Annotated in this window: 21 protein-coding genes and 4 pseudogenes; 6 read left to right on the top strand and 19 right to left on the bottom strand. The window is 62.6% G+C overall.

The window, feature by feature from the left end; translation table 11 throughout:
- Nucleotides 1-80 precede the first annotated feature (80 nt).
- Nucleotides 81-1,247, top strand: a complete 1,167-nt coding sequence (mnmA, locus tag LZ585_RS07295; RefSeq protein WP_390625106.1) for a tRNA 2-thiouridine(34) synthase MnmA — start codon at nt 81-83, stop codon at nt 1,245-1,247.
- On the opposite strand, the gene LZ585_RS07290 is transcribed toward mnmA, so the two are convergent.
- A complete protein-coding gene (locus LZ585_RS07290; RefSeq protein ID WP_234855705.1) occupies nt 1,219-1,629 on the bottom strand; it encodes a SufE family protein in 411 nt (136 codons plus the stop codon). The genes mnmA and LZ585_RS07290 overlap by 29 nt on opposite strands.
- Nucleotides 1,630-1,739: 110 nt before the next feature.
- Between LZ585_RS07290 and LZ585_RS07285 the strand changes: the two genes are divergently transcribed.
- Both LZ585_RS07285 and LZ585_RS07280 read left to right on the top strand, forming a co-directional pair.
- Nucleotides 1,740-2,231, top strand: coding sequence for a hypothetical protein (locus LZ585_RS07285; RefSeq protein WP_234855704.1), 492 nt, complete (start codon nt 1,740-1,742; stop codon nt 2,229-2,231).
- Nucleotides 2,232-2,518: 287 nt separating this feature from the next.
- Nucleotides 2,519-3,644, top strand: a pseudogene (locus tag LZ585_RS07280) (IS3 family transposase).
- Nucleotides 3,645-3,678: 34 nt separating this feature from the next.
- Here the strand turns inward: LZ585_RS07280 and LZ585_RS07275 are convergent.
- The 6 genes from LZ585_RS07275 to pyk all read right to left on the bottom strand — a co-directional run bounded on the left by LZ585_RS07275 (nt 3,679) and on the right by pyk (nt 7,912).
- Nucleotides 3,679-4,182 carry a hypothetical protein gene (locus LZ585_RS07275; protein ID WP_234855703.1) on the bottom strand — a complete coding sequence of 168 codons (504 nt, stop codon included), beginning with the start codon at nt 4,180-4,182 and terminating at the stop codon, nt 3,679-3,681.
- Nucleotides 4,179-5,261, bottom strand: a complete 1,083-nt coding sequence (gene pheS, locus LZ585_RS07270; protein WP_234855702.1) for a phenylalanine--tRNA ligase subunit alpha — start codon at nt 5,259-5,261, stop codon at nt 4,179-4,181. The genes LZ585_RS07275 and pheS overlap by 4 nt, the downstream gene beginning before the upstream one ends.
- A gap of 255 nt (nt 5,262-5,516) precedes the next feature.
- Nucleotides 5,517-5,876 (bottom strand): 50S ribosomal protein L20, encoded by a 360-nt coding sequence (rplT, locus tag LZ585_RS07265; RefSeq protein WP_234855701.1) that lies wholly within the window; start codon nt 5,874-5,876, stop codon nt 5,517-5,519.
- 17 nt (nt 5,877-5,893) lie between these two features.
- Nucleotides 5,894-6,094 carry a 50S ribosomal protein L35 gene (gene rpmI, locus LZ585_RS07260; protein ID WP_234855700.1) on the bottom strand — a complete coding sequence of 67 codons (201 nt, stop codon included), beginning with the start codon at nt 6,092-6,094 and terminating at the stop codon, nt 5,894-5,896.
- A gap of 109 nt (nt 6,095-6,203) precedes the next feature.
- Nucleotides 6,204-6,431 carry a hypothetical protein gene (locus tag LZ585_RS07255; protein ID WP_234855699.1) on the bottom strand — a complete coding sequence of 76 codons (228 nt, stop codon included), beginning with the start codon at nt 6,429-6,431 and terminating at the stop codon, nt 6,204-6,206.
- Between the two features lie 35 nt (nt 6,432-6,466).
- On the bottom strand, nt 6,467-7,912 hold the full coding sequence (gene pyk / locus LZ585_RS07250; RefSeq protein WP_234855698.1) for a pyruvate kinase: 1,446 nt from the start codon (nt 7,910-7,912) through the stop codon (nt 6,467-6,469).
- A 114-nt stretch (nt 7,913-8,026) separates the two neighbouring features.
- On the opposite strand from pyk, the gene LZ585_RS07245 reads away from it, so the two are divergent.
- Both LZ585_RS07245 and LZ585_RS07240 read left to right on the top strand, forming a co-directional pair.
- A complete protein-coding gene (locus LZ585_RS07245; RefSeq protein WP_234855697.1) occupies nt 8,027-8,767 on the top strand; it encodes an N-formylglutamate amidohydrolase in 741 nt (246 codons plus the stop codon).
- Between the two features lie 376 nt (nt 8,768-9,143).
- Nucleotides 9,144-10,436: pseudogene (locus LZ585_RS07240) on the top strand (IS3 family transposase).
- A 115-nt stretch (nt 10,437-10,551) separates the two neighbouring features.
- On the opposite strand, the gene LZ585_RS07235 reads toward LZ585_RS07240, so the two are convergent.
- The 9 genes from LZ585_RS07235 to LZ585_RS07195 all read right to left on the bottom strand — a co-directional run bounded on the left by LZ585_RS07235 (nt 10,552) and on the right by LZ585_RS07195 (nt 19,242).
- Nucleotides 10,552-11,085 carry an IS630 family transposase gene (locus tag LZ585_RS07235; protein WP_256445605.1) on the bottom strand — a complete coding sequence of 178 codons (534 nt, stop codon included), beginning with the start codon at nt 11,083-11,085 and terminating at the stop codon, nt 10,552-10,554.
- Nucleotides 11,072-11,545: a winged helix-turn-helix domain-containing protein gene (locus LZ585_RS07230; RefSeq protein WP_234853179.1), complete on the bottom strand. Its 474-nt coding sequence runs from the start codon at nt 11,543-11,545 to the stop codon at nt 11,072-11,074. The genes LZ585_RS07235 and LZ585_RS07230 overlap by 14 nt, the downstream gene beginning before the upstream one ends.
- Nucleotides 11,546-11,828: 283 nt before the next feature.
- Nucleotides 11,829-12,149 (bottom strand): DUF2934 domain-containing protein, encoded by a 321-nt coding sequence (locus tag LZ585_RS07225; RefSeq protein WP_234855696.1) that lies wholly within the window; start codon nt 12,147-12,149, stop codon nt 11,829-11,831.
- Between the two features lie 181 nt (nt 12,150-12,330).
- Entirely contained in the window at nt 12,331-13,491 is a 1,161-nt protein-coding gene (locus LZ585_RS07220; protein WP_234855695.1) for an iron-containing alcohol dehydrogenase, read from the bottom strand.
- A gap of 1 nt (nt 13,492) precedes the next feature.
- Nucleotides 13,493-14,875, bottom strand: coding sequence for an aldehyde dehydrogenase family protein (locus LZ585_RS07215; RefSeq protein WP_234855694.1), 1,383 nt, complete (start codon nt 14,873-14,875; stop codon nt 13,493-13,495).
- Between the two features lie 11 nt (nt 14,876-14,886).
- On the bottom strand, nt 14,887-16,248 hold the full coding sequence (locus LZ585_RS07210; protein WP_234855693.1) for a glutamine synthetase family protein: 1,362 nt from the start codon (nt 16,246-16,248) through the stop codon (nt 14,887-14,889).
- 56 nt (nt 16,249-16,304) lie between these two features.
- Entirely contained in the window at nt 16,305-17,345 is a 1,041-nt protein-coding gene (locus tag LZ585_RS07205; RefSeq protein WP_234855692.1) for a TRAP transporter substrate-binding protein, read from the bottom strand.
- Between the two features lie 47 nt (nt 17,346-17,392).
- Complete coding sequence (locus tag LZ585_RS07200) at nt 17,393-18,721, bottom strand: TRAP transporter large permease (protein WP_234855691.1); 1,329 nt, start codon at nt 18,719-18,721, stop codon at nt 17,393-17,395.
- Entirely contained in the window at nt 18,721-19,242 is a 522-nt protein-coding gene (locus LZ585_RS07195) for a TRAP transporter small permease subunit (RefSeq protein ID WP_234855690.1), read from the bottom strand. The genes LZ585_RS07200 and LZ585_RS07195 overlap by 1 nt, the downstream gene beginning before the upstream one ends.
- A gap of 173 nt (nt 19,243-19,415) precedes the next feature.
- Between LZ585_RS07195 and LZ585_RS07190 the strand changes: the two genes are divergently transcribed.
- On the top strand, nt 19,416-20,270 hold the full coding sequence (locus LZ585_RS07190; protein ID WP_234855689.1) for a MurR/RpiR family transcriptional regulator: 855 nt from the start codon (nt 19,416-19,418) through the stop codon (nt 20,268-20,270).
- A gap of 70 nt (nt 20,271-20,340) precedes the next feature.
- Here the strand turns inward: LZ585_RS07190 and LZ585_RS14995 are convergent.
- From LZ585_RS14995 to LZ585_RS07180, 3 genes and pseudogenes are all read right to left on the bottom strand, one after another.
- A pseudogene (locus LZ585_RS14995) lies at nt 20,341-21,067 on the bottom strand (integrase core domain-containing protein); the annotation flags it as partial.
- A 472-nt stretch (nt 21,068-21,539) separates the two neighbouring features.
- Nucleotides 21,540-21,662, bottom strand: a complete 123-nt coding sequence (locus tag LZ585_RS14990) for a transposase (RefSeq protein WP_449301141.1) — start codon at nt 21,660-21,662, stop codon at nt 21,540-21,542.
- 31 nt (nt 21,663-21,693) lie between these two features.
- Nucleotides 21,694-21,921: pseudogene (locus LZ585_RS07180) on the bottom strand (integrase core domain-containing protein); the annotation flags it as partial.
- Nucleotides 21,922-22,059 lie beyond the last annotated feature (138 nt).

Genomic DNA, 22,059 nt, shown 5'->3' with positions numbered 1-22,059 from the left:
GACAGGTTTTTCTGCGGCTGGCTGCTTGAGAATAGACAGCATTTGCCTATATTTCGACGCAATTGTATCCGGGATATGCCATGACCCTTCATCACCGCGCGCCTGTGCGTGCGACCCCATTGAACAGCCTGGGCTTTGCCAAGTCCCCTGCGCAGACGCGGGTGGTGGTGGCCATGTCGGGGGGCGTGGACAGCTCGGTCGTGGCGGCCAAGCTGAAATCCGAAGGCTATGACGTGATCGGTGTCACATTGCAGCTTTACGATCATGGCGCGGCACTGGCAAAAAAGGGCGCCTGCTGTGCGGGCCAGGACATCCATGATGCACGGCGAGTGGCGGAACGCATGGGCTTTCCGCACTATGTCTTGGATTACGAGAACAAGTTCCGCGAATCAGTGATCGACGAATTCGCCGACGCCTATCTGGCGGGCGCGACGCCGGTTCCCTGCATTCGCTGTAATGAGAGGGTCAAGTTCCGCGACCTGCTGGAAACGGCGCGCGACCTGGATGCCGACTGCATGGCGACCGGACATTACATCCAGCGCAAGGACGGCGCAGCGCGTGCCGAATTGCACATGGCTGCCGATGCGAACCGTGACCAAAGCTATTTCCTGTTCTCGACCACGCAGGAACAGCTTGATTTTCTGCGGTTTCCGCTAGGCCATCTGGAAAGCAAGGCCGAGACGCGCGCCCTGGCTGCGGAATACGGCCTGGCGGTCGCGGACAAGCCCGACAGCCAGGACATCTGCTTTGTTCCGAACGGCAACTATGCCGCCGTGATCGAGAAGTTGCGTCCCAACGCGGCAGAACCGGGCGATATCGTTGACATGGACGGCAACGTCCTGGGCCAGCACCGTGGCGTGATTCACTATACTATTGGCCAGCGGCGCGGATTGGGCATCGGGGGTCTGGGCGATCCCTTGTACGTCGTGCGGCTGGACCCGGACACGCGGCGTGTTGTCGTCGGTCCGAAATCGGCCCTCGCGACAACGGTCGTGCCGATCAGCGAAATCAACTGGTTGGGCGACCAGCCCTTCACGGGCGAGATCCCGGTGATGGTCCGCATCAGGTCCACCCGCCCACCACGCCCGGCGATCCTGCGGCCCATCGACGCCACCCGCGCCGAGGTCGAATTGCTGGATGCCGAGGAAGGCGTCAGCCCCGGCCAGGCCTGCGTCTTCTACGAACCCGAAAGCACCCGCGTTCTGGGCGGTGGCTGGATCACGCTGCGGCGTCGGAAAGCAGCCTGATTCGCTGGATCATCGCCCGCAGGCCGTTCGACCGCTGGGACGAAAGGTGTTCGTCCAGTCCCAGACGGGCCAGTTCAGCCTGTGCATCGATCTGGCCCACCTGCCCCACCGGCACCCCGGAATAAAGCGCGTGCAACACGGCGATCAGCCCCCGCACGATCATCGCGTCGCTGTCGCCCTGAAAGTCGAAGCGGCCGTTCTCGATCCGCGGCATGATCCAGACCTGGCTGGCGCAGCCATCGACCTTGGTGGCGGGAACCTGAAGCGCGGGATCCATCGGCGGTATGGCACGGCCCAGTTCGATCACGTGGCGATAGCGGTCTTCCCAGTCGTCCAGGAAGTCGAAGGTCTCGGCGATGTCTTCGAAGGCTTGGGTTGCCATGGCGCGGTCCTTTTGCCCTTTGGTTATCGCGGCGGGACGGCAAGGTCAAAGTGCCTTTATCACCCTGCGGTTTTCGCCTAACAAACCGAAAACGCCTGGGGGATGGTGACATGATCAAACTGACCGCGCCTTTGCTGATCGCCACGGTCGCGCTTGCAGGCTGCGGGCGCCTTGGCGACAGCAGCTGGAACCCGCTTTCCTGGGGCAGCGCGCCCACCCGCACGCTGGAACCCGAGGGCGGCTATGCCCAGGTACCCGATGCACGCCCCGACGTCCCCCAGATCACCGCAGCCCGGTGGGAGCCGCTGAACGAGGGCCGTCTGCTGGTCGTGAACGGCTTTGCCCCTGTGCGCGGCTATTCCTCGGTGGCGCTTGTCACTGCGCGGCCCATGCCGGGCGACCGCATCTCTCCTGACGCTGACGGCGTGCTGCGGCTGCGTCTGGTGGGCGTCCCGCCCGCGCCCGGCAGCACCGCCGCCCTGCCCGCCCGCCCCGGCGTGGACGACATCACGGCCGCGATGGCGCTGTCGTCGGTGCAGTTGTCGCGGATCGTGGCGGTAGAGATCACGAGCGCGGGGAATGTGGTTAGATTGGGACGGTAGGGTGGTGCCGCATTAGTCAGTTCAGGGTAGGGGTATCCGTCCATATCGGTGCAGTTAGCAGAGGACAGACGGCAGAACTCGGCCCGGCCCTACCACATTTTCACCAGCCTACTTCGTTCACGAAAAATGCGACAAGCACACACGTCATAACTATCGGAACAAGTAAGTAAAAGGATGAGAATGCACCTTCTTTTCTTAACGCATCGTTAATCAAAGCGGTAATCCTCCCCATGGTTAAAGGGATGCGGAAGTAGAATTTTCTCGGCAAGTTGGACGAGGAGATTCAGATGAAGAAAACCCGTTTCACCGAGGCCCAGATCATGGGCGTGCTGCGTCAGGCCGAGGGTGGTTTGCCTGTGCCTGAACTGTGTCGCGAGCATGGGATCAGCAGCGCGACGTTTTACAAATGGCGTGCCAGGTATGGCGGCATGGATGCATCCATGATGGGCCAGATGAAGTTACTGGAGGACGAAAACCGGCGGCTGAAGCGCATGTTTGCCGATCTGAGCATGCAAGCCGATCTGCTCCGGGAGGCGCTTGGAAAAAAGTGACGCGGCCAGCTCAGCGTCGCGAGCTGGCCGCAAAGGCTGTGGCGACGAAGGGGATCAGCATTGCGCTGGCTTGCCGGGCATTCGGCGTCAGCGAGACCTGTTTCCGCTACAGCCCGAAGCGCGACAACGAGAACGAGCAGATCGCCGACCTGCTCATTGGGCTAACCAAGACCAGGAAGACTTGGGGCTTTGGCTTGTGTTTCCTGTATCTGCGCAACGTCCAGGGCCATGGTTGGAACCACAAACGCGTCTACCGGATCTATCGTGAGCTGGAACTGAACCTGAGGAGTGAGCCATGGAACGCCACTGGTCCGAGTGACCATGGCGAACGCCTCGCAAGCGGCTGAAGCGGGAGAAGTCCGAGGAACTGGCTGTGCCGGAAGCTCCCAACGCGGTCTGGTCCATGGACTTCATGGCAGATCGCCTTGGGGACGGGCGAGCCTTCCGTCTTCTGAACGTCCTGGACGACTTCAACCGCGAGGGCCTGGGCATCGAGGTGGACTTCTCGCTGCCGGCCGAGCGCGTCGTCCGGACCCTGAACCAAATCATCGAATGGCGGGGAGCACCAAAGGCGATCAGGGTTGATAACGGCCCGGAATATATCAGTGGCCGTCTGATGGAATGGGCCGAGGACAAGGGCATTACCCTGACCTATATCCAGCCCGGAAAGCCGCAGCAGAACGCTTACGTCGAGCGCTACAACCGGACAGTCCGGCACGAATGGCTGGACCTATACATCTTTGAAACCATCGAGGAGGTGCAGAACATCGCCACCGAGTGGCTCTGGACCTACAACAACGAACGCCCCAACATGGGCATCGGCGGGATCACCCCTGCCATGAAGCTGAGAATGGCCGCGTGAATTCTACGTCTGCGCCCCGTTAAAACGGGGAGGATTACCAAACCAACTGTAGTTCTCGTCCAGCGATCTCTGGTCTTATTGGCATTTTTCTGAAATGCCTCTGTCCTAAATGAGGTGCAGCATCCATCGAGGCAAGCAACATAGATATTAACAATCCGTTCGCTACGCCCCAAAAGATTGTTGCTGCCATTTTAAATTCCTTAGGCAGGTTTGTTGCCATCAGATCGAATGCCAAAACCAGAACTACCGCTACCATTGCGCTTTTGGCTTCTATCTTCTTTAATATTCCCAAAAGAATATCGTGCTGGTCTTCGTTTAGCATAAAACCAGATGGTACGAAATTTGTGTTTGAGGAAGCAGGATGGTAGATTGTCGCGCATGGCGTTTTCATCTGCGCGTAGAAACCTAATCTTTCGCGGAAATCAGTGAAGTTGTCATGTCGCGCAGCTTTGATTTCTCTTTTCTCGAAGTGCCGGATTGCTAGTCCCCCCGCAACAAAGCCGAAAAAAGTAGGCACTACAATCGACGCGTAACTCACCTACTCAACCCCCCACTCACACTCGGCACATCCCCCGCTGCAAACCCATAGTGCCGCAGCCACCGCAGGTCGCTCTCGAAGAACGCCCGCAAATCAGGAATCCCGTATTTCAGCATCGCAATCCGGTCGATGCCCATCCCAAATGCAAAGCCCTGCCACTGCGCTGGGTCGATCCCGCCTGCTTGCAGAACCTTCGGATGCACCATGCCGGACCCGAGGATCTCCAACCAACTGTCACCCTCGCCGATCTTCAATTGCCCGCCGGACCAGTCGCAGCGGATATCGACCTCGGCCGAGGGTTCGGTGAAGGGGAAATGGCTGGCGCGGAACCGCAGTTCGACCTGGCCTACCTCGAAGAAGGCGCGGCAGAACTCCTCGAGCGTCCATTTCAGTTGCGCCATGGAAATGTCGCGGTCGATGGCAAGTCCCTCGACTTGGTGGAACATCGGCGTGTGGGTCTGGTCCATGTCCATGCGATAGACGCGGCCGGGGCAGATCACGCGGATCGGCGCGCCCTGGTCCTGCATCGCGCGGATCTGCACGGGGCTGGTATGGGTGCGCAGCACATGAGGCGGGCGGTTGTCGCCTGGCGCGCGATGCATGAAGAAGGTGTCGTGTTCCTGGCGCGCAGGATGTTCAGGCGCGATGTTCAGCGCGTCGAAGTTGTACCAGTCAGATTCCACCTGCGGACCCTCGGCCACGGCAAAGCCCATGTCGGCGAAGATCGCGGTCACTTCCTCGGTCACCTGGCTGATCGGGTGGATCGTCCCTTGCGGCCGGGGGCGGCCCGGCAGCGTCACGTCCAGCCATTCGCTCGCCAGCCGGGCCTCCAACGCGGCATCTTCCAGCGACAGCTTGCGGGCACGGAGGGCCGCGTCCAGTTCATCGCGGAGTTCGTTCAGGGCGCGGCCGGTGGTCTGGCGTTCCTCGGGCGTCATGCGGCCCAGTTCGCGCATCTTCAGACTGATCTCGCCCTTCTTGCCAAGGGCGGACAGGCGCACCTCCTCGATGGCGGCCGGGTCTGCGGCGCCGTTGATGCGGTCAAGCCATTGCTGGCGCAGGGGGGTCAGATCGTCCATCGTGATGCCTCGTCCTTGTCGGGCATCGCGTTAGCATTTGTGCGGCCAAGGGGAAAGCCTCCAGCGCAGCTCAGGGTCCATCGCCATGCGAAGCCGCACCCTCATCTTGCCTGACATGACGGGCTTTCGGGCCGGAATAGCCGGACCGCGTTTGATGTTTCCGCCGAAATAACAGGAAGCAAAGATACAGGGCGGTCTATTGAAAAAGGCCGGTGCATGACACACCGACCCCAAGATCTTCGCCTGCCTGACAGGTCAGGCTGCGGCTTTCGCCTTTTCGACGATCGCGCCGAACGCATCGGGTTCATTCACGGCCAGGTCGGCCAAAACCTTGCGGTCAACCTCGATCCCGGCTTTCGCGAGCAGATTGATGAAACGCGAATAGGTCATTTCCGCATCAACCAGACGGACGGCGGCGTTGATCCGCTGGATCCACAGGGCGCGGAAGTTGCGCTTGCGGTTCTTGCGGTCGCGGGTGGCGTACTGGTTCGCCTTGTCCACAGCCTGCGTGGCGGTGCGGAAGTTGCGCGACCGGGCGCCGTAATAGCCTTTGGCCGCTTCCAGCACCTTCTTGTGGCGGGCGTGCGTAACCTTGCCGGATTTAACTCGTGCCATTGTTCAGTCCTCAGCGATCAGCGGTTATAGGGCATGTATTTCTTGACGATCTTGGCATCGGCGTCCGACAGGACGCTGGTGCCGCGCGCGTCGCGAATGAACTTGATCGTGCGCTTGATCATGCCGTGGCGCTTGCCGGCCTGGGCGGATTTCACCTTGCCCGAAGCCGTGAACGAGAACCGCTTCTTGGCGGCCGACTTGGTCTTCATCTTCGGCATTTTCTTCTCCTTGATCGAAGTGAACATACGCCTCGGCAATGCCATGGTGGCCGGACGCACGGATAGGAAGCGCGCCGTATAAGCGCGCCTGGGGGTTTTGGCAAGGGCTTCAGGGCGTGGTGGTTGCCCCGCCGGTCAGCCGGACCCAGGCCTGCGGCACCTGTTCCAGGCTGAACGGTTGCGGCGACAGATAGGCCGCGGCGAGGATCGCCACGATCCCCAGGATCAGCAGGATCGCGGCCATACGCGGCGGGCGCGTCTGCAAAAGCTGCACGACCGCGACGATGACGGACAGAAGGCACAGCGCGATGCCGCCCAGAAGCAGGTAATCGGACATGGACGTCCCCGTGATGATATCGTTCGCCCTGGGGCTTATTCTGGATCGGACGCGAAGATCAAGCGTTCGTCGCAAGGCGCGATGCGGACGATGTTGGTCGTGCCCGGCACGTTGAAGGGCACCCCGGCGATGACGACGACCTGCCGGGATTCGTCGGCAAAGTTGAATTCCCGCGCCGCGCGGGTCGCATTGACCACCGCTTCCTTGAATCGGGTCAGTTGAGGGGTGATCACGCAATGCGTGCCCCAGGTCAGGCACATCCGGCGCAGCACCGATTCGACATGGGTCAGGGCGATGATCGGGACGCGCGGCCGTTCCCGGGCAACAAGGCTCGCGGTCTTGCCCGATTGGCTGAAGGCGCAGATGGCGGCGATGTCGGTTGTTTCAGCGATCTCTCGGGCGGCGGTGACGATGGCGTCGGCCACGCTGTGCAGCTTGTTCTGGCGCGATGCCTCGATGATGGCGCGATAGTTGCTGTCGGCCTCGACCGAGCGGGCGACGTTGTCCATGGTGCGCACAGCCTCGATGGGATACGAGCCGGCGGCGCTTTCCGCCGACAGCATCACCGCATCGGCGCCTTCGTAGATGGCATTGGCAACATCGCTAACCTCGGCCCGGGTTGGCATCGGGCTGTCGATCATTGATTCCAACATCTGGGTCGCCACGATCACAGGCTTGGCGGCGGACCGGCATTTGCGGACCAGACGTTTCTGGATCGGTGGGACCGAATGGATCGGCAATTCGACGCCCAGGTCGCCCCGCGCCACCATGATCCCGTCGGATGCGGCAAGGATTTCCTCGAAGGCATCGACCGCTGCCGGTTTCTCGATCTTGGACAGGATGGCCGCGCGCCCCTTGGCCAGGGCACGCGCCTCCTCGACATCGGCGGCGCGTTGGACAAAGGACAAGGCCAGCCAGTCCACGCCAAGTTCGCAGGCAAATTCCAGATCCGCCCGGTCCTTGTCCGACAGCGCGGCCAGTGGCAGCACCACGTCAGGCACGTTCACGCCTTTGCGGTCGCTGATCGTGCCGCCGACCGTCACGATGCAATTGGCGAAATCGGGGCCGCAATCCTCGACACGAAGACGGATCTTGCCGTCATTAACCAGCAGGCCACTGCCCGGCGTCAAGGCCGCGAAAATCTCGGGATGGGGCAATTGGACGCGATGGGAATCGCCCAATGCGGCATTCAGGTCAAAGCGGAAACGGTCCCCTTCCTCCAGGTCATGGGCGCCCGCAGTGAACTGGCCCACCCGCAGCTTGGGGCCTTGGAGGTCCGCCAGGATGGCGATGGGACGGCCGGTTTCCGCCTCGACCGAACGGATCGCGTCATAGCGGGCGCGGTGGTCATCGTGGCTGCCATGGCTCATGTTAAGGCGGAACACGTCGGCACCCGTGTCGAACAGCGCGCGGATCATCTCGCGGGTCGAGGAAGCCGGACCCAGCGTTGCCACGATCTTCACGTTGCGATGTCGTCTCATTACAGGCCGCCTTTTTCCGTTTGCGCTAACTATGGTCCAGAACGCCTGCGGCTGCAACTGGCGTCCGCTGGCACCATGGCATAGACACCCATCAAGATGAAGGATGACCGACCGATGACAGAACGCGCCTTCTGGATCGAAGGCGAGGGCCGCCCGTCCCGCTGGCTGGTCACGTGCGACCATGCCACGAACCGGGTGCCGGCCTGGGTGGGCGGGGGCAATCTGGGAATCGGGGCTGCGGACATGGCCCGCCACATCGCCTATGACCTGGGGGCTTCGGGGCTGGCGTCCCGGCTGGCTGCGCTGCTGGATGCGCCGGCGATCTTTTCCGACTTTTCGCGGCTGGTGATCGACCCCAACCGGGGCGAGGATGACCCGACCCTGCTGATGCGCCTTTACGACGGCACGGTGATCCCGGCGAACAAGCACGCCGATCCGGCAGAGCGCAACCGGCGGCTGGAACGGCTGCACCGCCCGTATCACGAGGCGCTTTCCCGGCTGGCGGCGGGCCATCCTGACCGCTGCATTTGCGCGATCCACAGCTTTACGCCGCAACTGCGCGGGCGTCCGATGCGGCCTTGGCAGGTGGGGATCCTTTATTCCTGGCAGGACGTGCGCCTGGGTCCGCCAATGGTCCAGGCCTGCCGTGCGGCTGGCTGGGTCACGGGCGAAAACCAACCGTACGACGGCCATCTGGAGGGGGATTCGATCGACCGCCATGCCTTGCAGAAAGGCCGTCCCAACATACTGATCGAGGTTCGCAACGACCTGATCGCAGATACGGCCGGTCAGGCCGACTGGGCCGCGCGCCTGGCACCGGTGATCACGGCGACGTTGGCGGTTGCGGGGTTGTAAGGACACTAGGCCCTGTGGGGCTTCACGAGGCAGCGTGGATGTGATTCACGCTCCGGATGGATCGCACTGTGCTGACGAATGCCCAGGGAGCGAAGATAGAACCGTGTTGCTTAACACTACAGTTTCATTTCATGCGCGTCTTCTCCGATGCGCGTTTGCTGGATTGGCCTAATGTTGTCGGCGCCAGAATGACCATGGCAGAATGACTTCGGTTGGTGGAGCGCGGCTGAGGATGAGCCGCGCTCCACCAAGCGCAGAACTTCTGATGTCGTGAGATATGTCGGCGTGGTGTAAAGCTCGGCACGAACAAAGCTGGACCTGTCGCGGCTTGGTGGCGCTCCTTTGATAGCACAATGTGCGGCAAAGGAGATGAACCCTGGGCACAGGCAGGACGGATGAGTTTCGCAAGGATGCGGTGCGCATTGCACGGACGAGCGGGCTTTCGCGACGTCAGATTGCGGATGATCTGGGGGTCGGCGTGTCGACCTTGAACCCATGGGGGAACGCCCATCGCGACACGGATGTGGTCTCAGCAGAGGACCGCGAGCTTGCCCGGAGAATAACGGCTTGGGCGCGAGATCCGCATCCTTAAGGATTTGAGCCGGATCCGCGAAACAGTCTGGGGGATTGTTTCCCCGGCGAAAGGGGGAGATCCTGGAAAAAAGCCACCCAGTTCTTCGCGAGCCAAAAGCCGTGCGGTTCAGGTTCGTCGAAGAGCAGCGTGGGGCCTTCCCGATCGACCGGCTGTGCCAGGTGAGGAATGTCAGCCCCCGCGGGCTGCGGGCCTTTTGCAGCCGCCCGGCCAGTCGCTGGCAGCGTATGGACATGGTTGTTCTTGCCCCTGTCAAGGAACAGTCGCGTCTGAGCCTGGGCAGCCATGGCCGTCCCCGGATGACTGAGGAACTGAAGGAAGTTGGCATCGATGTAGGCCATCGCCGGGGCGGGCGACTGATGCGGGAGAACGGGATCGTCGTTGAAAGAACGCGCAAATTCAAGGCGACCACGGACAGCAATCACGCCTTCAACAGCGCGCCGAACCCGGCTTGGATCGTGACTTCATGGCAGATCGGCCCGACCAGAACCGAAAGACCGCGCAGCGACATGGGCGGGCGACATCAGCTACATCTGGACCCGCGAGGGTTGGCTGCATCTGGCGCTCGACCATGGTCCTCGGACCGGTGGCGGACATGGCCTCGCTCCTGGACCTGCACTGCCGGCGCGTGATCGGCTGGGCCGCGAGCCAACCGCAGGAAACGCGATCTGGCGATCCGGGCATTGAGAATGGCCATCGCCCTGCGATCACCGCCGCGGGGCCGCGTCTTCCACGAGCTGACGCGGCTCGCAACACTGTTCGCATGACTACCGGAAGGTCCCGCGCGAACATGGCCTGCAAGCGTCGCTGAGCGGCAAAGGCAACTGCCATGAGTTCAAGGCGGTCCGCGCCAGGGGATTGACCGATCCTGTGGATCTTTCAAAGGCGCAGAACGCTGCCGCCGAAACCTTCTTCAAAACCATCAAGGCCGAACTGATCGGGCGCAGGTCGTGGGAAACGCGTCGCCAGGCTGAGACAGCCATCTTCCAATACATCAACGGCTTTTATAACTCGCGCCGTCGGCATTCAGCATCGGGAGGAAAAACCCCCTTGGCCCTTGAGCGCCAAGCAGCCTGAACGAGCACCAGAGCAGCACAAATACGGGACAGGGCCAATGCGCGCTAAGCGACACCATGGCAAGGGAACCACAAACCTACATGAAATGCAACTGTAGTACTAGATCCCGTTGCATTCAATCGACCTCATGCCCTGCGGCTTTGAAGTAGTTGTAGCATTCCTCGTCGGAGAAGAGGTCGCAGACCTTGCCAACCGCCGCCCAAAGCTGATCGTAGGTTCGGGCGGCGGCTTTTCTGATCAGCGCCTTGAGTTTGGAGAAGGCCATTTCGATCGGGTTGAGGTCAGGACTGTATGGCGTCCGGCGCAGGAACCACGCGCCGACATCGCGCAGCGCTGCCGCTGCGGCAGGACTTTTATGGCTGGAAAGGTTGTCCAGAATGACAACGTCGCCGGGATGGAGTGTCGGGACCAACTGGGTTTTGGGATAAAGGTTGAACATCTCGGCGTTCATTGCCCCATCGATCACCCAAGGCGCGTCCAACCGGTCATGGCGCAGAGCTGCAATGAAGGTCTGGCTCCGCCAATGTCCGAACGGCGCATGATCGACGAGGCGCTGCCCACAAGGCGCCCAGCCGGTGGTCTTGGTCATGTTCGTCTTGATTCCGTTCGGCGTGGCCCTCGGACCGGTGGCGGGCTCACGCCTCACCATCAAGGAAAGCCAGCCGCTCTAGGTGATTGGCCATGAAAGGCTGGCGCCTCGCGATCCAGACATGACGCAGGCCAGCGACGCCCTGGCGCTTCTGTTCAAGCGCCTGCAGGGCTTTTTTGTGTGTCAGTCCGAGCCCGCGCAACACCCGCCAGACGGTGGCACGGTGGACGGCGATGCCGTGGGTTTTTGCCAGTTCGACCACCAACTCATCAAGCGTTATCTCACCTTTGGCCGTAACACGCGCCTTGAGCCAACTGGTCACGCCGGCGAGCTTGCCATGTCCCCCACCATTGCCTTGCCGCCTCGGCCTCAGCAACCCGGTCTCGCGCCGCAGCTTCACCAGATCGTTGACGAATTTGGGCGACACTCGAAAGTGCCGCGCCACCTCGCGATGCCTGTGGCCTTCATCCACATACGCGACACCCCGCGTCCGAAGCTCCATTGGATGTGGCTTGCCCATCAACTAACCCATACCTGCCTCAGCAAAAGGGAAGCACATCCCAAGAAACGGGGAATCCTGAATCTAATGCCCGCGATACGCTGTAGTGGCGGGAAACCCGCGTAAAATAAAGTCGCAGGAGCAAGAATGACAGGCCTAATTCCTTCGCCAGGATGCCCTTGGCGAGGAAAATGATGTGCCCACACTGTTAGCCTATGACGCATCGCTCGACATCTTCGTCACAGGATGTCCGCACCATACGGCCCTGCAACCGCTAGGGACCGTCAACCGTCATGGCGTTGCCTCAGCGGCGGTCCTCTCCATCTGGATAGACTGGCGACAGAATGGCTTCTTCCGCTTCGTCGAGACCACCCGAGATCCCGCTCTCGCCAGCCTCGACAATGCGCCCATCTGCTGCACTCTCGTCTCCTGACGCAAGTTCGGCAGGAAGTTCCAAAAGGCCGTCGTCCTCGTATCCCCCGGACAACGCATCGCCCCCTGTGGCACTGTCGCGTTGAAGATCATCCTCGGCCTGCGCCCAATGCTCTGCCTCACGGCCTTCGGGGCGTCCTTCCGCTTCCCAAATCTGATGCGCGCGCTGGCGAATTCGTTCGGTGTCGTCCATCTGATCCTCCAAGCCCATGCTGCCAAACCCCAGGTGCGGCGAAATGTTCCCGCTGCACCGATGCGGCTTGCCTCATCGGGAATGGACATGGCTGGCATCCGTGGCCGTGCAAGAAACCCTTCGAACCTTCAGCGTTCACCCGGCTGTGGTTACACATACGCCCGCCATTTTGTCGACCGATCTACATGGCCGCCTCGAACATCGACCGGGTGTTTTGGGTTGTCATGGGTATGGGGTTCCCCCCGCAGGAGGGGTCTTCCAGAGCCATGGCGGTCAATTCATCCAGGCGGTCGGCCTGGACGCCCATCGCGGCCAGGCCCTTGGGAATTTTCAGTTCAGAACACAGCGCCACGATCCGGCTGCGGAAGCCGTCGAAGCCGCCGTGGATGCCCAGATAGGCGGCAGCGGCGGCGATGCGATCCTCGATGGCGGGACGGTTGAAGTCCAGGACGGCGGGCATCACCACCGCATTGGTGGTGCCGTGATGGGTGCCATAGACCGCGCCGACCGGGTGGGACAGAGAATGGATCGCGCCAAGACCCTTTTGGAACGCGACAGCACCCATCAGCGCCGCGCTCATCATATGGGCGCGCGCGGTCAGGTTGCCGGGGTCGCGATAGACGACCGGCAGGTTCTCGAAGACCAGGCGCATCCCTTCAAGCGCGATCCCCTGGCTCATCGGGTGGTAATGAGGCGAGCAATACGCCTCCAAGCAATGGGCCAGAGCGTCCATGCCAGTGCCTGCGGTGACAAAGGCGGGCATCCCGACGGTCAGTTCGGGATCGCAGATCGTGACCGTTGGCATCAGCCGGGGGTGAAAGATGATCTTTTTGCGATGGGTTTCCGAATTGGTCAGCACCCCCGCGCGCCCGACCTCGCTGCCCGTGCCCGCCGTGGTCGGCACGGCGACGAGGGGGGCGATGGCATCGGCATCCGCGCGGGTGAACCAATCGTCCACATCCTCCAGATCCCAGACCGACAAGTCGGCGCGCTGCCCAGTCATCAGGGCGACCATCTTGCCCAGATCCAATGCCGATCCGCCACCGAAGCAGATCACCCCGTCATGCCCGCCTGCCCGGTATGCCGCGATGCCCGCCGCCATGTTCGCCTCGGTCGGGTTGGGGTCCACGTCGGAAAAGACGGCGCGGCCAAGCCCCGCGCGGTCCAGGACATCCAGCGCGCCGGCGGTGATGGGCAGGTCAGCCAAGGCCCTGTCGGTGACCAGCAGCGGGCGCGACAGGCCCGCGGCCTTCGCATGGTCGGCCAGTTCCGAAATCCGGCCCGTGCCGAACTTGATCGCGGTCGGATAGGACCAGTTGCGGTTGGGGACATCAAAGGTCATGTCACGCCCTTTTCAGGTGATAGGATTTCGGGCGGGTCACGGAAAGGTAACCAAGATAGGACAGGCTGCCGCCGCGCCCCGTGTCCTTGCACCCGGTCCAGCACAGCGCGGGGTCAAGATAATCGGCACGGTTCATGAAGACGGTACCGGTCTGGATCCGCGCGCCGATCGCGGCGGCGGCATCGTCGTCGCGCGTCCAGATGCTGGCGGTCAGGCCATAGGGGCTGTCGTTCATCAGGCGGATCGCCTCATCGTCGTCTGACACGCGCATGATGCCCACGACCGGGCCGAAGCTTTCCTCGACCATCACGCGCATGGAATGATCGACATCCACCAGCACCTGCGGGGCAAGATAGGCTGCGCCGTCGTCCTGCGGAAAGGCGGACGGATCGATCAGCGCACGCGCACCCTGGCCCACCGCTTCAGCCACCTGGTCGCGGACGGTTTGAGCAAAGCGGACATGGGCCATCGGCCCCAGCGTCGTGGCAGGGTCCAGCGGATCGCCCAGCTTCAGCGCGTTCACCCAGGCCAAGGCCTTTTCGACAAAGACGTCATACAGGCTGTCATGGACATAAATCCGCTCGATCCCGCAGCAGCATTGGCCGGAATTGAACATCGCGCCGTCCATCAGCCCCTCGACCGCCGCGTCCAGATCGGCGTCAGCGCGGACATAGCCCGGATCCTTGCCGCCCAGTTCCAGGCCCAGGGGCACAAAGGTGCCCGCCGCCGCGCGTTCGATGGCGCGGCCCCCCGCGACCGATCCCGTGAAGTTCACGAAGTCGAAGGTCCGCGCGGCGATCAGACTTTCCGTCGTCGCGTGATCCAGAACGACATTCTGGAACACATCTTCGGGCACGCCACCCGCGTGGAAGGCTTGGGCCAGCCGTTCGCCCGCCAGCAGGGTCTGGCTGGCGTGCTTCAGCACCACCGCATTGCCTGCGATCAGCGCAGGTACGATGGTGTTGATCGCCGTCAGAAAAGGATAGTTCCAGGGAGCGATCACGAAGACCACGCCCAAGGCCTCGCGCGCCAGGACGCGGCGGAAGCTGTTGCTGTCCTCAATTACCTTCGGGGCCAGCGTCTCGGCGGCGATGTCCGCCATGTAGTCAGTGCGGGCGTTCACGCCGCCCATCTCTCCGGCGCCGAAGCGGATGGGGCGGCCCATCTGTTGCGCCAGTTCTGTGGCGATGTCGTCCTTCATGGCGGTCAGCGCGGCCACGCCCGCCTTCACCAGGGCGATCCGGTCGTCCAGCGGGCGGGCGGCCCATTCCGCCTGAGCCGCGCGCGCGCGGGCCACAGCGACCTGGGCGGCGTCGCGGTCCAGGGGTGTGCGCCGGATCAGCACCGATCCGTCGATGGGGGAAATCAGGTTGATGTCTTTCATGGTGGGTCCTGTTAGGCGCGTTCCAGCAGTCGGCGCAGGTCGTGGTCGGTGACGATGCGGTCGGTCTCGGCAATCTCCCACTCCGCGGCGTGGTGATAATGATCGACCACATCGCCGCCAAAGGCCCGCCTGTAAAGGTCCGATGCTTTCAGACGTTCGGCGGCGTCGCGCAGGGTCTTGGGAACCTCGGGCACGTTTTCCGCCCGATACAGGTCGCCGCGGATCTCCGGCTCCAGTTCCAGCTTGCGCTCGATCCCGTCCAAGCCTGCGGCAAGCAGCGCGGCGCAGGCCAGATAGGGGTTGGCATCCGCGCCGGGGATGCGGCATTCGACCCGCACGCCCTTGGTCCCTTCGCCGCAGACTCGGAAACCCGCCGTGCGGTTGTCGCAGGACCAGACGGCCTTGGTCGGCGCGAACAGCCCGGTGCAGAACCGCTTGTAGCTGTTCACATAGGGCGCCAGAAAGACCATCATCTGGTCGGCCCCGGCAAGCTGACCCGCCAGGAAATGCTTCATTGTGGCCGACATGCCGTGGTCGTCGCCGGGGTCATGGAAGGCGGGCTTGTCACCAGCCCATAGCGATTGATGCACATGGGCCGCCGATCCCGCCTTGGCGGTGTCGTATTTCGCCATGAAGGTCACGGACTTGCCGCGCGACCAGGCGATTTCCTTGACTCCCTGCTTGATGATCGTGTGGTTGTCCGCCGTATCGAGCGCGTCGGAATAGCGATAGTTCACCTCGATCTGGCCCGCGTCGGCCTCTCCCTTGGTGCTCTCGATGGGGATGCCTGCGCCATACAGGTGGTTGCGCACGGCGCGCATCACGTCTTCCTCTCGGGTGGTCTGGAAGATGTGGTAATCCTCGTTATAGCCGGACGATGGCACCAACCCGGTGACGCCGCCGCGCAGGCTTTCATAGCTGTTGTCGAACAGATAGAATTCCAGTTCCGTCGCCATCAACGCGTCAAACCCCATTTCGCGGGCACGGGCGATCTGGCGTTTCAGGATCGCGCGGGGGGACACCGCGATCTCCTGGTGCGTGTGGTGGTCCAGCAGGTCGCACATGACCATCGCGGTGCCCGGCAGCCATGGCAGGCGGCGCAGCGTGGACAGGTCCGGGCGCATGACGTAATCGCCATAGCCCTGTTCCCAACCCGCGCTGCGATAGCCCGGCACGGTGTTCATCTCCATGTCGAGCGCCAGCAGATAGTTGCAGCAATGGGTCTCCTGGTGGCCGCCGTCCAGGAAGAAGCCGGCGTGGAACCGCTTGCCCATCAGGCGGCCCTGCATGTCGGGAAAGACCACCAGGACGGTGTCGATATCGCCGGCGTCAAAGGCCGTCCTCAGGCTGTCGAGTGTCAGGTTTGCAGGCATGATCGTCCAATCCCAGGGATCATGCCGCCGGACTGGGGCGCCCGGCGGCAGCGGCGTCAGGTATAGCGATAGGGCCGGCCCGCCTTGGCCATGACGTCGTTGTATCGCTTGAAGATTTCCACGACGCGGGCCTTGACCTCGGATTCGGCGGCAATCTCGTCCCAGAAGGCGCGGGCGCGTTCCTCGACGGTGGCCCATTCCTCGTCAGGGATCGAGGTCAGTTGCAGCTTGGGGCCGTTCACGCGCAGATCGGCCTCGCCGCCCCAATACCACCACTGGCGATAGTAATGGGACTGCTCGAAGCAGACCTCCATCAGCATCTTCAGCTTGTCCGGCACCTCGGCCCAGCGGTCGGCATTGGCGAAGAAATGCCCGATCCAGGCGCCCGAGATGTTGTTCGTGAGAAAATACTGGGTCACGTCGGCCCAGCCGACCGTGTAATCCTCGGTGATGCCGGACCAGGCAATGCCGTCCAGTTCCCCGGTCTGCAGGGCGACCTGGATATCCTCCCACGGAAGCTGCATGGGCACCACGCCGAACTGCGCGAGGAACCGGCCAGCGGTCGGGAAGGTGAAGACCCGCTTGCCCTCCAGGTCGGCCAGGCTGTTGATCGGATCCTTTGTGGCGAAATGGCACGGATCCCAGGCCCCGGCCGAGATGTGCTTGACCCCCACGGCCGCGTATTCCTGGTCCCAGATTTCCTTCAGGCCGTATTGGTTGAACAGCACCGGCACATCCAGGCTGTAGCGGCTGGCAAAGGGGAAGTATCCGCCGAACACGGTCACCTCGGTGGGCGACTGCATGGAATCGTCGTCGGACTGCACCGCGTCGATGGTGCCGTTCTGCATGGCGCGGAACAGTTCCGACGTGGGCACAAGCTGGTCGGCGTAGTAAAGCTCGATCTGCATCTGGCCTTCGGCGATGGCGTTGAAGCGGTCTATGGCGGGCTTGACCACGTGTTCGCCCAAGGCGGCGCCCGCATAGGTCTGCATCCGCCAGCGGATCGGCGCGCCCTGCGCATGGACGGCGGGCGCGGCCAGGGTGGCGGCCCCTGCGGCCAGGGGCGCGGTCATCAGAAACTTGCGTCGTGTCGTCATCTGAACCTCCGATATATTGGGAAAAGGGGCGGTTCGCCGCCCTCTTGTCATTGTCCGTAAACCTGCCCAGGCAGCCACAAGGCGATCTGCGGGAAAGCCATGATGATCGCCAGCGTCAGGATCATGATGCCGACGATGGGCACGATGGAGCGATAGATATCGCCCAGCGACACATGGTCGGGGGCAAGCGCCCGCATCAGGAACAGGTTATAGCCGAAGGGCGGCGTGATATAGGCGATCTGGCAGGTGATCGTGTAAAGGATGCCGTACCAGATCAGGTCGAATTCCAGGGCGCGCACCAGCGGGATATAGAGCGGCGCGACGATCACCAGCATGGCCGTGTCGTCCAGGAACATCCCCATGATCAGGAAGGACACCTGCATCAGGATGATGACCTGCCAGCGAGTCAGGCCCAGATCCTCCAGAAAGAAGGACTCGATGGCGCGCACCGCGCCAAGCCCGTCGAAGACGGCGCCAAAAGCAAGGGCGGCCAGCAGGATCCACATGAACATGCAGGTCACGTTCAGCGTGCCGCGCATGCATACCTCCCAGACGGTGCGGGTCCAGCGGCCCTTGATGACCGCCACCAGCGAGGCGATGACCGCCCCCACCACCGAGGATTCGACTAGGCTGACATAGCCCGCCACGAAGGGCCCCATCATCGCCCCGAAGATCACCAGCGGCATGATCCCCGCACGCAGCAGGCGCAGCCTTTCGCCCCAGGTGATGGCGGCCCGTTCCTCGGCCGACAGGCGTGGCGCAAGGCGCGGGTTCAGCCCGCAGCGGATCAGCACATAGACGATGAACAGCCCCGCCATCAGCAGGCCGGGAAAGACTCCCGCCAGCCACAGATGCCCCACCGGCTGGCGCGCGATCATCGCATAAAGCACCAGCACGATGGACGGCGGCACCAAAATGCCCAGGGACGATCCGCCCTGGATGATGCCCGTGACCATCACCTTGTCATAGCCCCGCCGTAGCATTTCCGGCAGCGCGATGGTTGCGCCGATCGCAAGGCCCGCGACTGACAGCCCGTTCATGGCCGACACCAGCACCATCAGCAGGATGGTACCCACCGCCAGTCCGCCCGGCACCGGGCCGAACCAGACATGGAACATCCGGTACAGGTCGTCCGCCATGCGGGTTTCCGACATGACATAGCCCATCCAGACGAACATCGGCAGGGTCAGCATCGGAAACCAGTTCATCAGCTTGATCGCACTGGTGAAGGCCAGGTCATACCCGCCCCGGTCACCCCACAACGCGATCGCCGCGATCACGGCGACAAAGCCGATCCCGGCAAAGACGCGTTGCCCCGTCATCAGCAGCGCCAGCATCCCCAGGAACATCGAGATCGCGATCAACTCATATGACATCAAACGCGCGCCTCGGGGATGGGGGTGCCGCGCAGGGTGGCGATGTCGCGGATCAGGAACACGACCGATTGCAGCAGCATCAGCAAGGTGCCAAGGCAGATCACGATCTTGATCGGCGCCATATAGGGCCGCCAGACGGTGCGCGACCGCTCTCCCACCTCGAAGGCATAGATCGTGCTTTCGATGCCGCCCCACAGGATAACGGCCAGGAACACGATCAGCGCGAGGATCGTCACACTGTCCACCGCTGCGCGCGTCCGGATCGACCAGCGGGAATACAGCAGGTCCATCCGCACATGGGCGCCCCCCATCAGCGAATAAGCGCCCCCCAGCACGACATAGGCAATCATGGTGAACTGCGCCATTTCCTGGGTCCACAGCGCGGGCCGGAAGAGGGCCTTGGCGATGATTGACCAGGCCAGCACGCCCGCCAGCACGAACAGCAGATAGATCGCGATGCGTCCGACGCGCCGGTTTATCGCCTCGACGATGCGCACAAAACCGAGCGCCAGGGCCGGCATCAGCAGCACCCTTCGGGCAACAGAACATCGGGCGCGAAAACGCGCTGAAATGGCGGCAGGGCCACGATTCTTCTCCCTGTTTTTGGTTCAGCGTCCTCCCGGTCCTTGCGTTCTGTCAAGAATTTTTCTTTTCGTTTTCTTTTGGTAGAATCTTTCCAGAACCCGGAGGCGCCATGACCATCGAACAGCGGATGCGCGCCAGCCTGACCTCGCTGACCCGCGCCGAACGACAGGCCGCGACCCATATCTTGTCGCATTTTCCCATGTCGGCCCTTGGATCCATCACCATGCTGGCAAGCGCGGCCGAGGTGTCGGCCCCCACCATCGTGCGTCTGGTGCAAAAGCTGGGCTTCAAGGGCTATGCCGAATACCAGGCCGCCCTGCGCGCCGAGGTCGGACGCCTGCTGGCCGCGCCCCTGGCCCTGCCGGACCACGAACCGCGGCGCCATCCGATGCAGTCCTTTGCGGCGCAGGCCATCACGAACATCCAGGCAACGCTGGATCAGATCGCAACGCAGGAATTCGATGCGGCGGCTGCGCTTCTGGCCGATCCCGCCCGCCATGTCGCCATCATGGGGGGGCGGCTGACCCACGCCCATGCCGATTACATGGCAACGCTCCTGCGCGTGATCCGACCGGGTGTCACCTATGTCTCGGACCATCTGACCGACTGGCAGCAGGCGTTTCTAGACCTGCGGGCGGACGACGTGGTGGTGATCTTCGACATCCGGCGATACGAGGCGAACGCCGTTCACATGGCAGAACTGGCGGCCCGCCAAGGAGCCAGGATCGTGCTGATCACCGACCACTGGCTGTCGCCTGCCGCCGGCCACGCCCATCACACCTTGCCTTGCCGCATCGACATGCCGGCGGCGTGGGATTCAACGGTAACCATTCTAATGCTGGTCGAGGCCCTGCTGGGCCGGGTCCAGGGCCATTGCGCCGATCAGGTGCAGGACCGCCTGAACCGGCTGGAAGATGTTTTTGCAAAGACCCGCATCTTCCGGGCGCCGAAACTGGGACGCTGAGGCATCTTCCCGGGCTTGGTGATGCCAATGACACGACATGGTCCGGTCGACAGATCCAGCACGTCGCAGGCTACATGGTCGATCTGCCGGGATAATGCAGCGTGAACGGGATCTTGTACCCGATCGCGCTGTGGGGTCGGTCTTCGTTGTGGTGCCTGCGCCAATCCTCCAGCTTTCCCTGTGCATCCGCAAGGCTCATGAAGTCGCCATTGTTGCGCCCTTGGTCCGAGCGACAAGGGCGACGCGCGTTCAGGCATTCTGCGCGGAGCTTGCTGGTGAACTCCTCGATGAAGCCGTTGTCCGTCGGCTTGCCGGGACGTGAGAAGTCCAGCGTGACGTCCTTGCATAGGCCCACAGATCGAGATCGCGGGAGATGAGCTTGCTGCCGTTGTCCACCCGGATGGTTCTGGGATAGCCGACTTGGGCACAGACCTGTTCCAGTGTCCGAACCACCTCTTCGCCGCGGCAGGTGAAGCGGGGATCGGCAGCCGGGTAAACGCGGGAGTGCGTATCGACAATGGTCAGGATGCGAAGCTTCGTACCCAGGGCGAGTTGGTCATGCACATTCGCCGGGAAAGCAGTCCCCTGGACTGTTTTCTGGCCCGGCTCATTCCATGGTCCAGATATCGTTGGGGCCAACTGCCTCCTGACGGTCATCACGCAGCTTCGCCTTGACCCGCCGCTTCGAGTTCTTGTTCCTGATCTGCAAGGCCAGTTCAGTGTAAATCCTTCTTGATGGTGATCATCTACCCCTCCCGGCGCAGCAGGACATGCCCGCGCCGATAGCCATAGCGCACACCAATCGCCGTCGGGCTCGGACCGATGGCGCCGCGACGGCTCATCTCTCGCAGATCTCCTGATCCGTTGTGCGACGGCCGCCTGGTCGGTGCGCCGGGAGGTGGAGGGAAACGTGGAGGTGTCGAACTGCAGGATCCCGCAAGCCCCGCGGATCGACACGCCCCAATCGATGCACATCCCGCGAACCAGTTCGCGCATCAGGCCAAGGTGAGCCAGCAGGCGCCCCCGGTTCAAGCCGGTGGGCGTCAAAGCTTTCGGCGGATGACGTGCCTCACAGCATCTCCCGGTCCAGCGTCAGGGCCGCCGCCATCTTCTTGAGCCGGCTGTTGTTCGCCTGCTCTCTCGAACCCGTGGCCTTCACAAGCTCGCTCTTCGAGCGCCTTCAGCCGGAGCATCTCGTCCGCCAGCAGCCCGCCATAACGCGATCGCCGGGTAAACAGTCCACCGGAACCTTCACTGATCCTCCTTACTTCAGGTGAAAGAGGCCACCTCGCGGATCCACGCCCTGCGGCAGATCTCCGCAACCGGCGTGCCTTCCTCGCCTTGTTTCAGGATGAACGCCTTCTGCGCCTCGGTGAACTTCGATGCCTTCATCGTTCTCAGCTCCTCTCCCAGCCCGGGAAGGTCAGCTACAAACTCCTGTTTCAAACGGTCCAGTTTCCAGGGGGCAGAGCGGTTGATAGTTTTCGGTTTCGGGTGTGGCAAGCACGCCGGGCGCATTGCCCTCAAATAGCTCAAGCGCCCGGCGTGCTTCTGCGGGCGTCTTGCTGCCCAGCAAAGAATGCGGCCTGACGTGGTTATAGTCGTAGCACCAGAAAGCCAGCTTGCAGCGGGCATCAGCCAGGCTGTCAAAAGATCTGGCCGTATCTTTGAAGTGGTAGAAGTTGGCTGGCGGCGTAATCTCCGGGTGGACTGGCACCCACCCACCCGGCGGCGCCAACTGCCAGGGAGATCACGCCAGGAAGCAGAATACCGACAGCTCGTCCTTTTC

The sequence above is a fragment of the Paracoccus everestensis genome, from assembly GCF_021491915.1.
GTDB lineage: Bacteria > Pseudomonadota > Alphaproteobacteria > Rhodobacterales > Rhodobacteraceae > Paracoccus > Paracoccus everestensis.
The sequence above is the reverse complement of the archived record's forward strand: the minus strand, read 5'-3'. Positions and strand labels throughout refer to the sequence as shown.

Bases quoted from the DNA above. Each gene is read 5' to 3' on its own strand.
- mnmA (WP_390625106.1), top strand. From the start codon at position 81: ATGACCCTTCATCACCGCGCGCCTGTGCGTGCGACCCCATTGAACAGC.
- LZ585_RS07290 (WP_234855705.1), bottom strand. From the start codon at position 1,629: ATGGCAACCCAAGCCTTCGAAGACATCGCCGAGACCTTCGACTTCCTG.
- LZ585_RS07285 (WP_234855704.1), top strand. From the start codon at position 1,740: ATGATCAAACTGACCGCGCCTTTGCTGATCGCCACGGTCGCGCTTGCA.
- pheS (WP_234855702.1), bottom strand. From the start codon at position 5,261: ATGGACGATCTGACCCCCCTGCGCCAGCAATGGCTTGACCGCATCAAC.
- rplT (WP_234855701.1), bottom strand. From the start codon at position 5,876: ATGGCACGAGTTAAATCCGGCAAGGTTACGCACGCCCGCCACAAGAAG.
- rpmI (WP_234855700.1), bottom strand. From the start codon at position 6,094: ATGCCGAAGATGAAGACCAAGTCGGCCGCCAAGAAGCGGTTCTCGTTC.
- LZ585_RS07255 (WP_234855699.1), bottom strand. From the start codon at position 6,431: ATGTCCGATTACCTGCTTCTGGGCGGCATCGCGCTGTGCCTTCTGTCC.
- pyk (WP_234855698.1), bottom strand. From the start codon at position 7,912: ATGAGACGACATCGCAACGTGAAGATCGTGGCAACGCTGGGTCCGGCT.
- LZ585_RS07245 (WP_234855697.1), top strand. From the start codon at position 8,027: ATGACAGAACGCGCCTTCTGGATCGAAGGCGAGGGCCGCCCGTCCCGC.
- LZ585_RS07235 (WP_256445605.1), bottom strand. From the start codon at position 11,085: ATGGTGAGGCGTGAGCCCGCCACCGGTCCGAGGGCCACGCCGAACGGA.
- LZ585_RS07230 (WP_234853179.1), bottom strand. From the start codon at position 11,545: ATGGGCAAGCCACATCCAATGGAGCTTCGGACGCGGGGTGTCGCGTAT.
- LZ585_RS07225 (WP_234855696.1), bottom strand. From the start codon at position 12,149: ATGGACGACACCGAACGAATTCGCCAGCGCGCGCATCAGATTTGGGAA.
- LZ585_RS07220 (WP_234855695.1), bottom strand. From the start codon at position 13,491: ATGACCTTTGATGTCCCCAACCGCAACTGGTCCTATCCGACCGCGATC.
- LZ585_RS07215 (WP_234855694.1), bottom strand. From the start codon at position 14,875: ATGAAAGACATCAACCTGATTTCCCCCATCGACGGATCGGTGCTGATC.
- LZ585_RS07210 (WP_234855693.1), bottom strand. From the start codon at position 16,248: ATGCCTGCAAACCTGACACTCGACAGCCTGAGGACGGCCTTTGACGCC.
- LZ585_RS07205 (WP_234855692.1), bottom strand. From the start codon at position 17,345: ATGACGACACGACGCAAGTTTCTGATGACCGCGCCCCTGGCCGCAGGG.
- LZ585_RS07200 (WP_234855691.1), bottom strand. From the start codon at position 18,721: ATGTCATATGAGTTGATCGCGATCTCGATGTTCCTGGGGATGCTGGCG.
- LZ585_RS07195 (WP_234855690.1), bottom strand. From the start codon at position 19,242: ATGCCGGCCCTGGCGCTCGGTTTTGTGCGCATCGTCGAGGCGATAAAC.
- LZ585_RS07190 (WP_234855689.1), top strand. From the start codon at position 19,416: ATGACCATCGAACAGCGGATGCGCGCCAGCCTGACCTCGCTGACCCGC.
- LZ585_RS14990 (WP_449301141.1), bottom strand. From the start codon at position 21,662: ATGAAGGCATCGAAGTTCACCGAGGCGCAGAAGGCGTTCATCCTGAAA.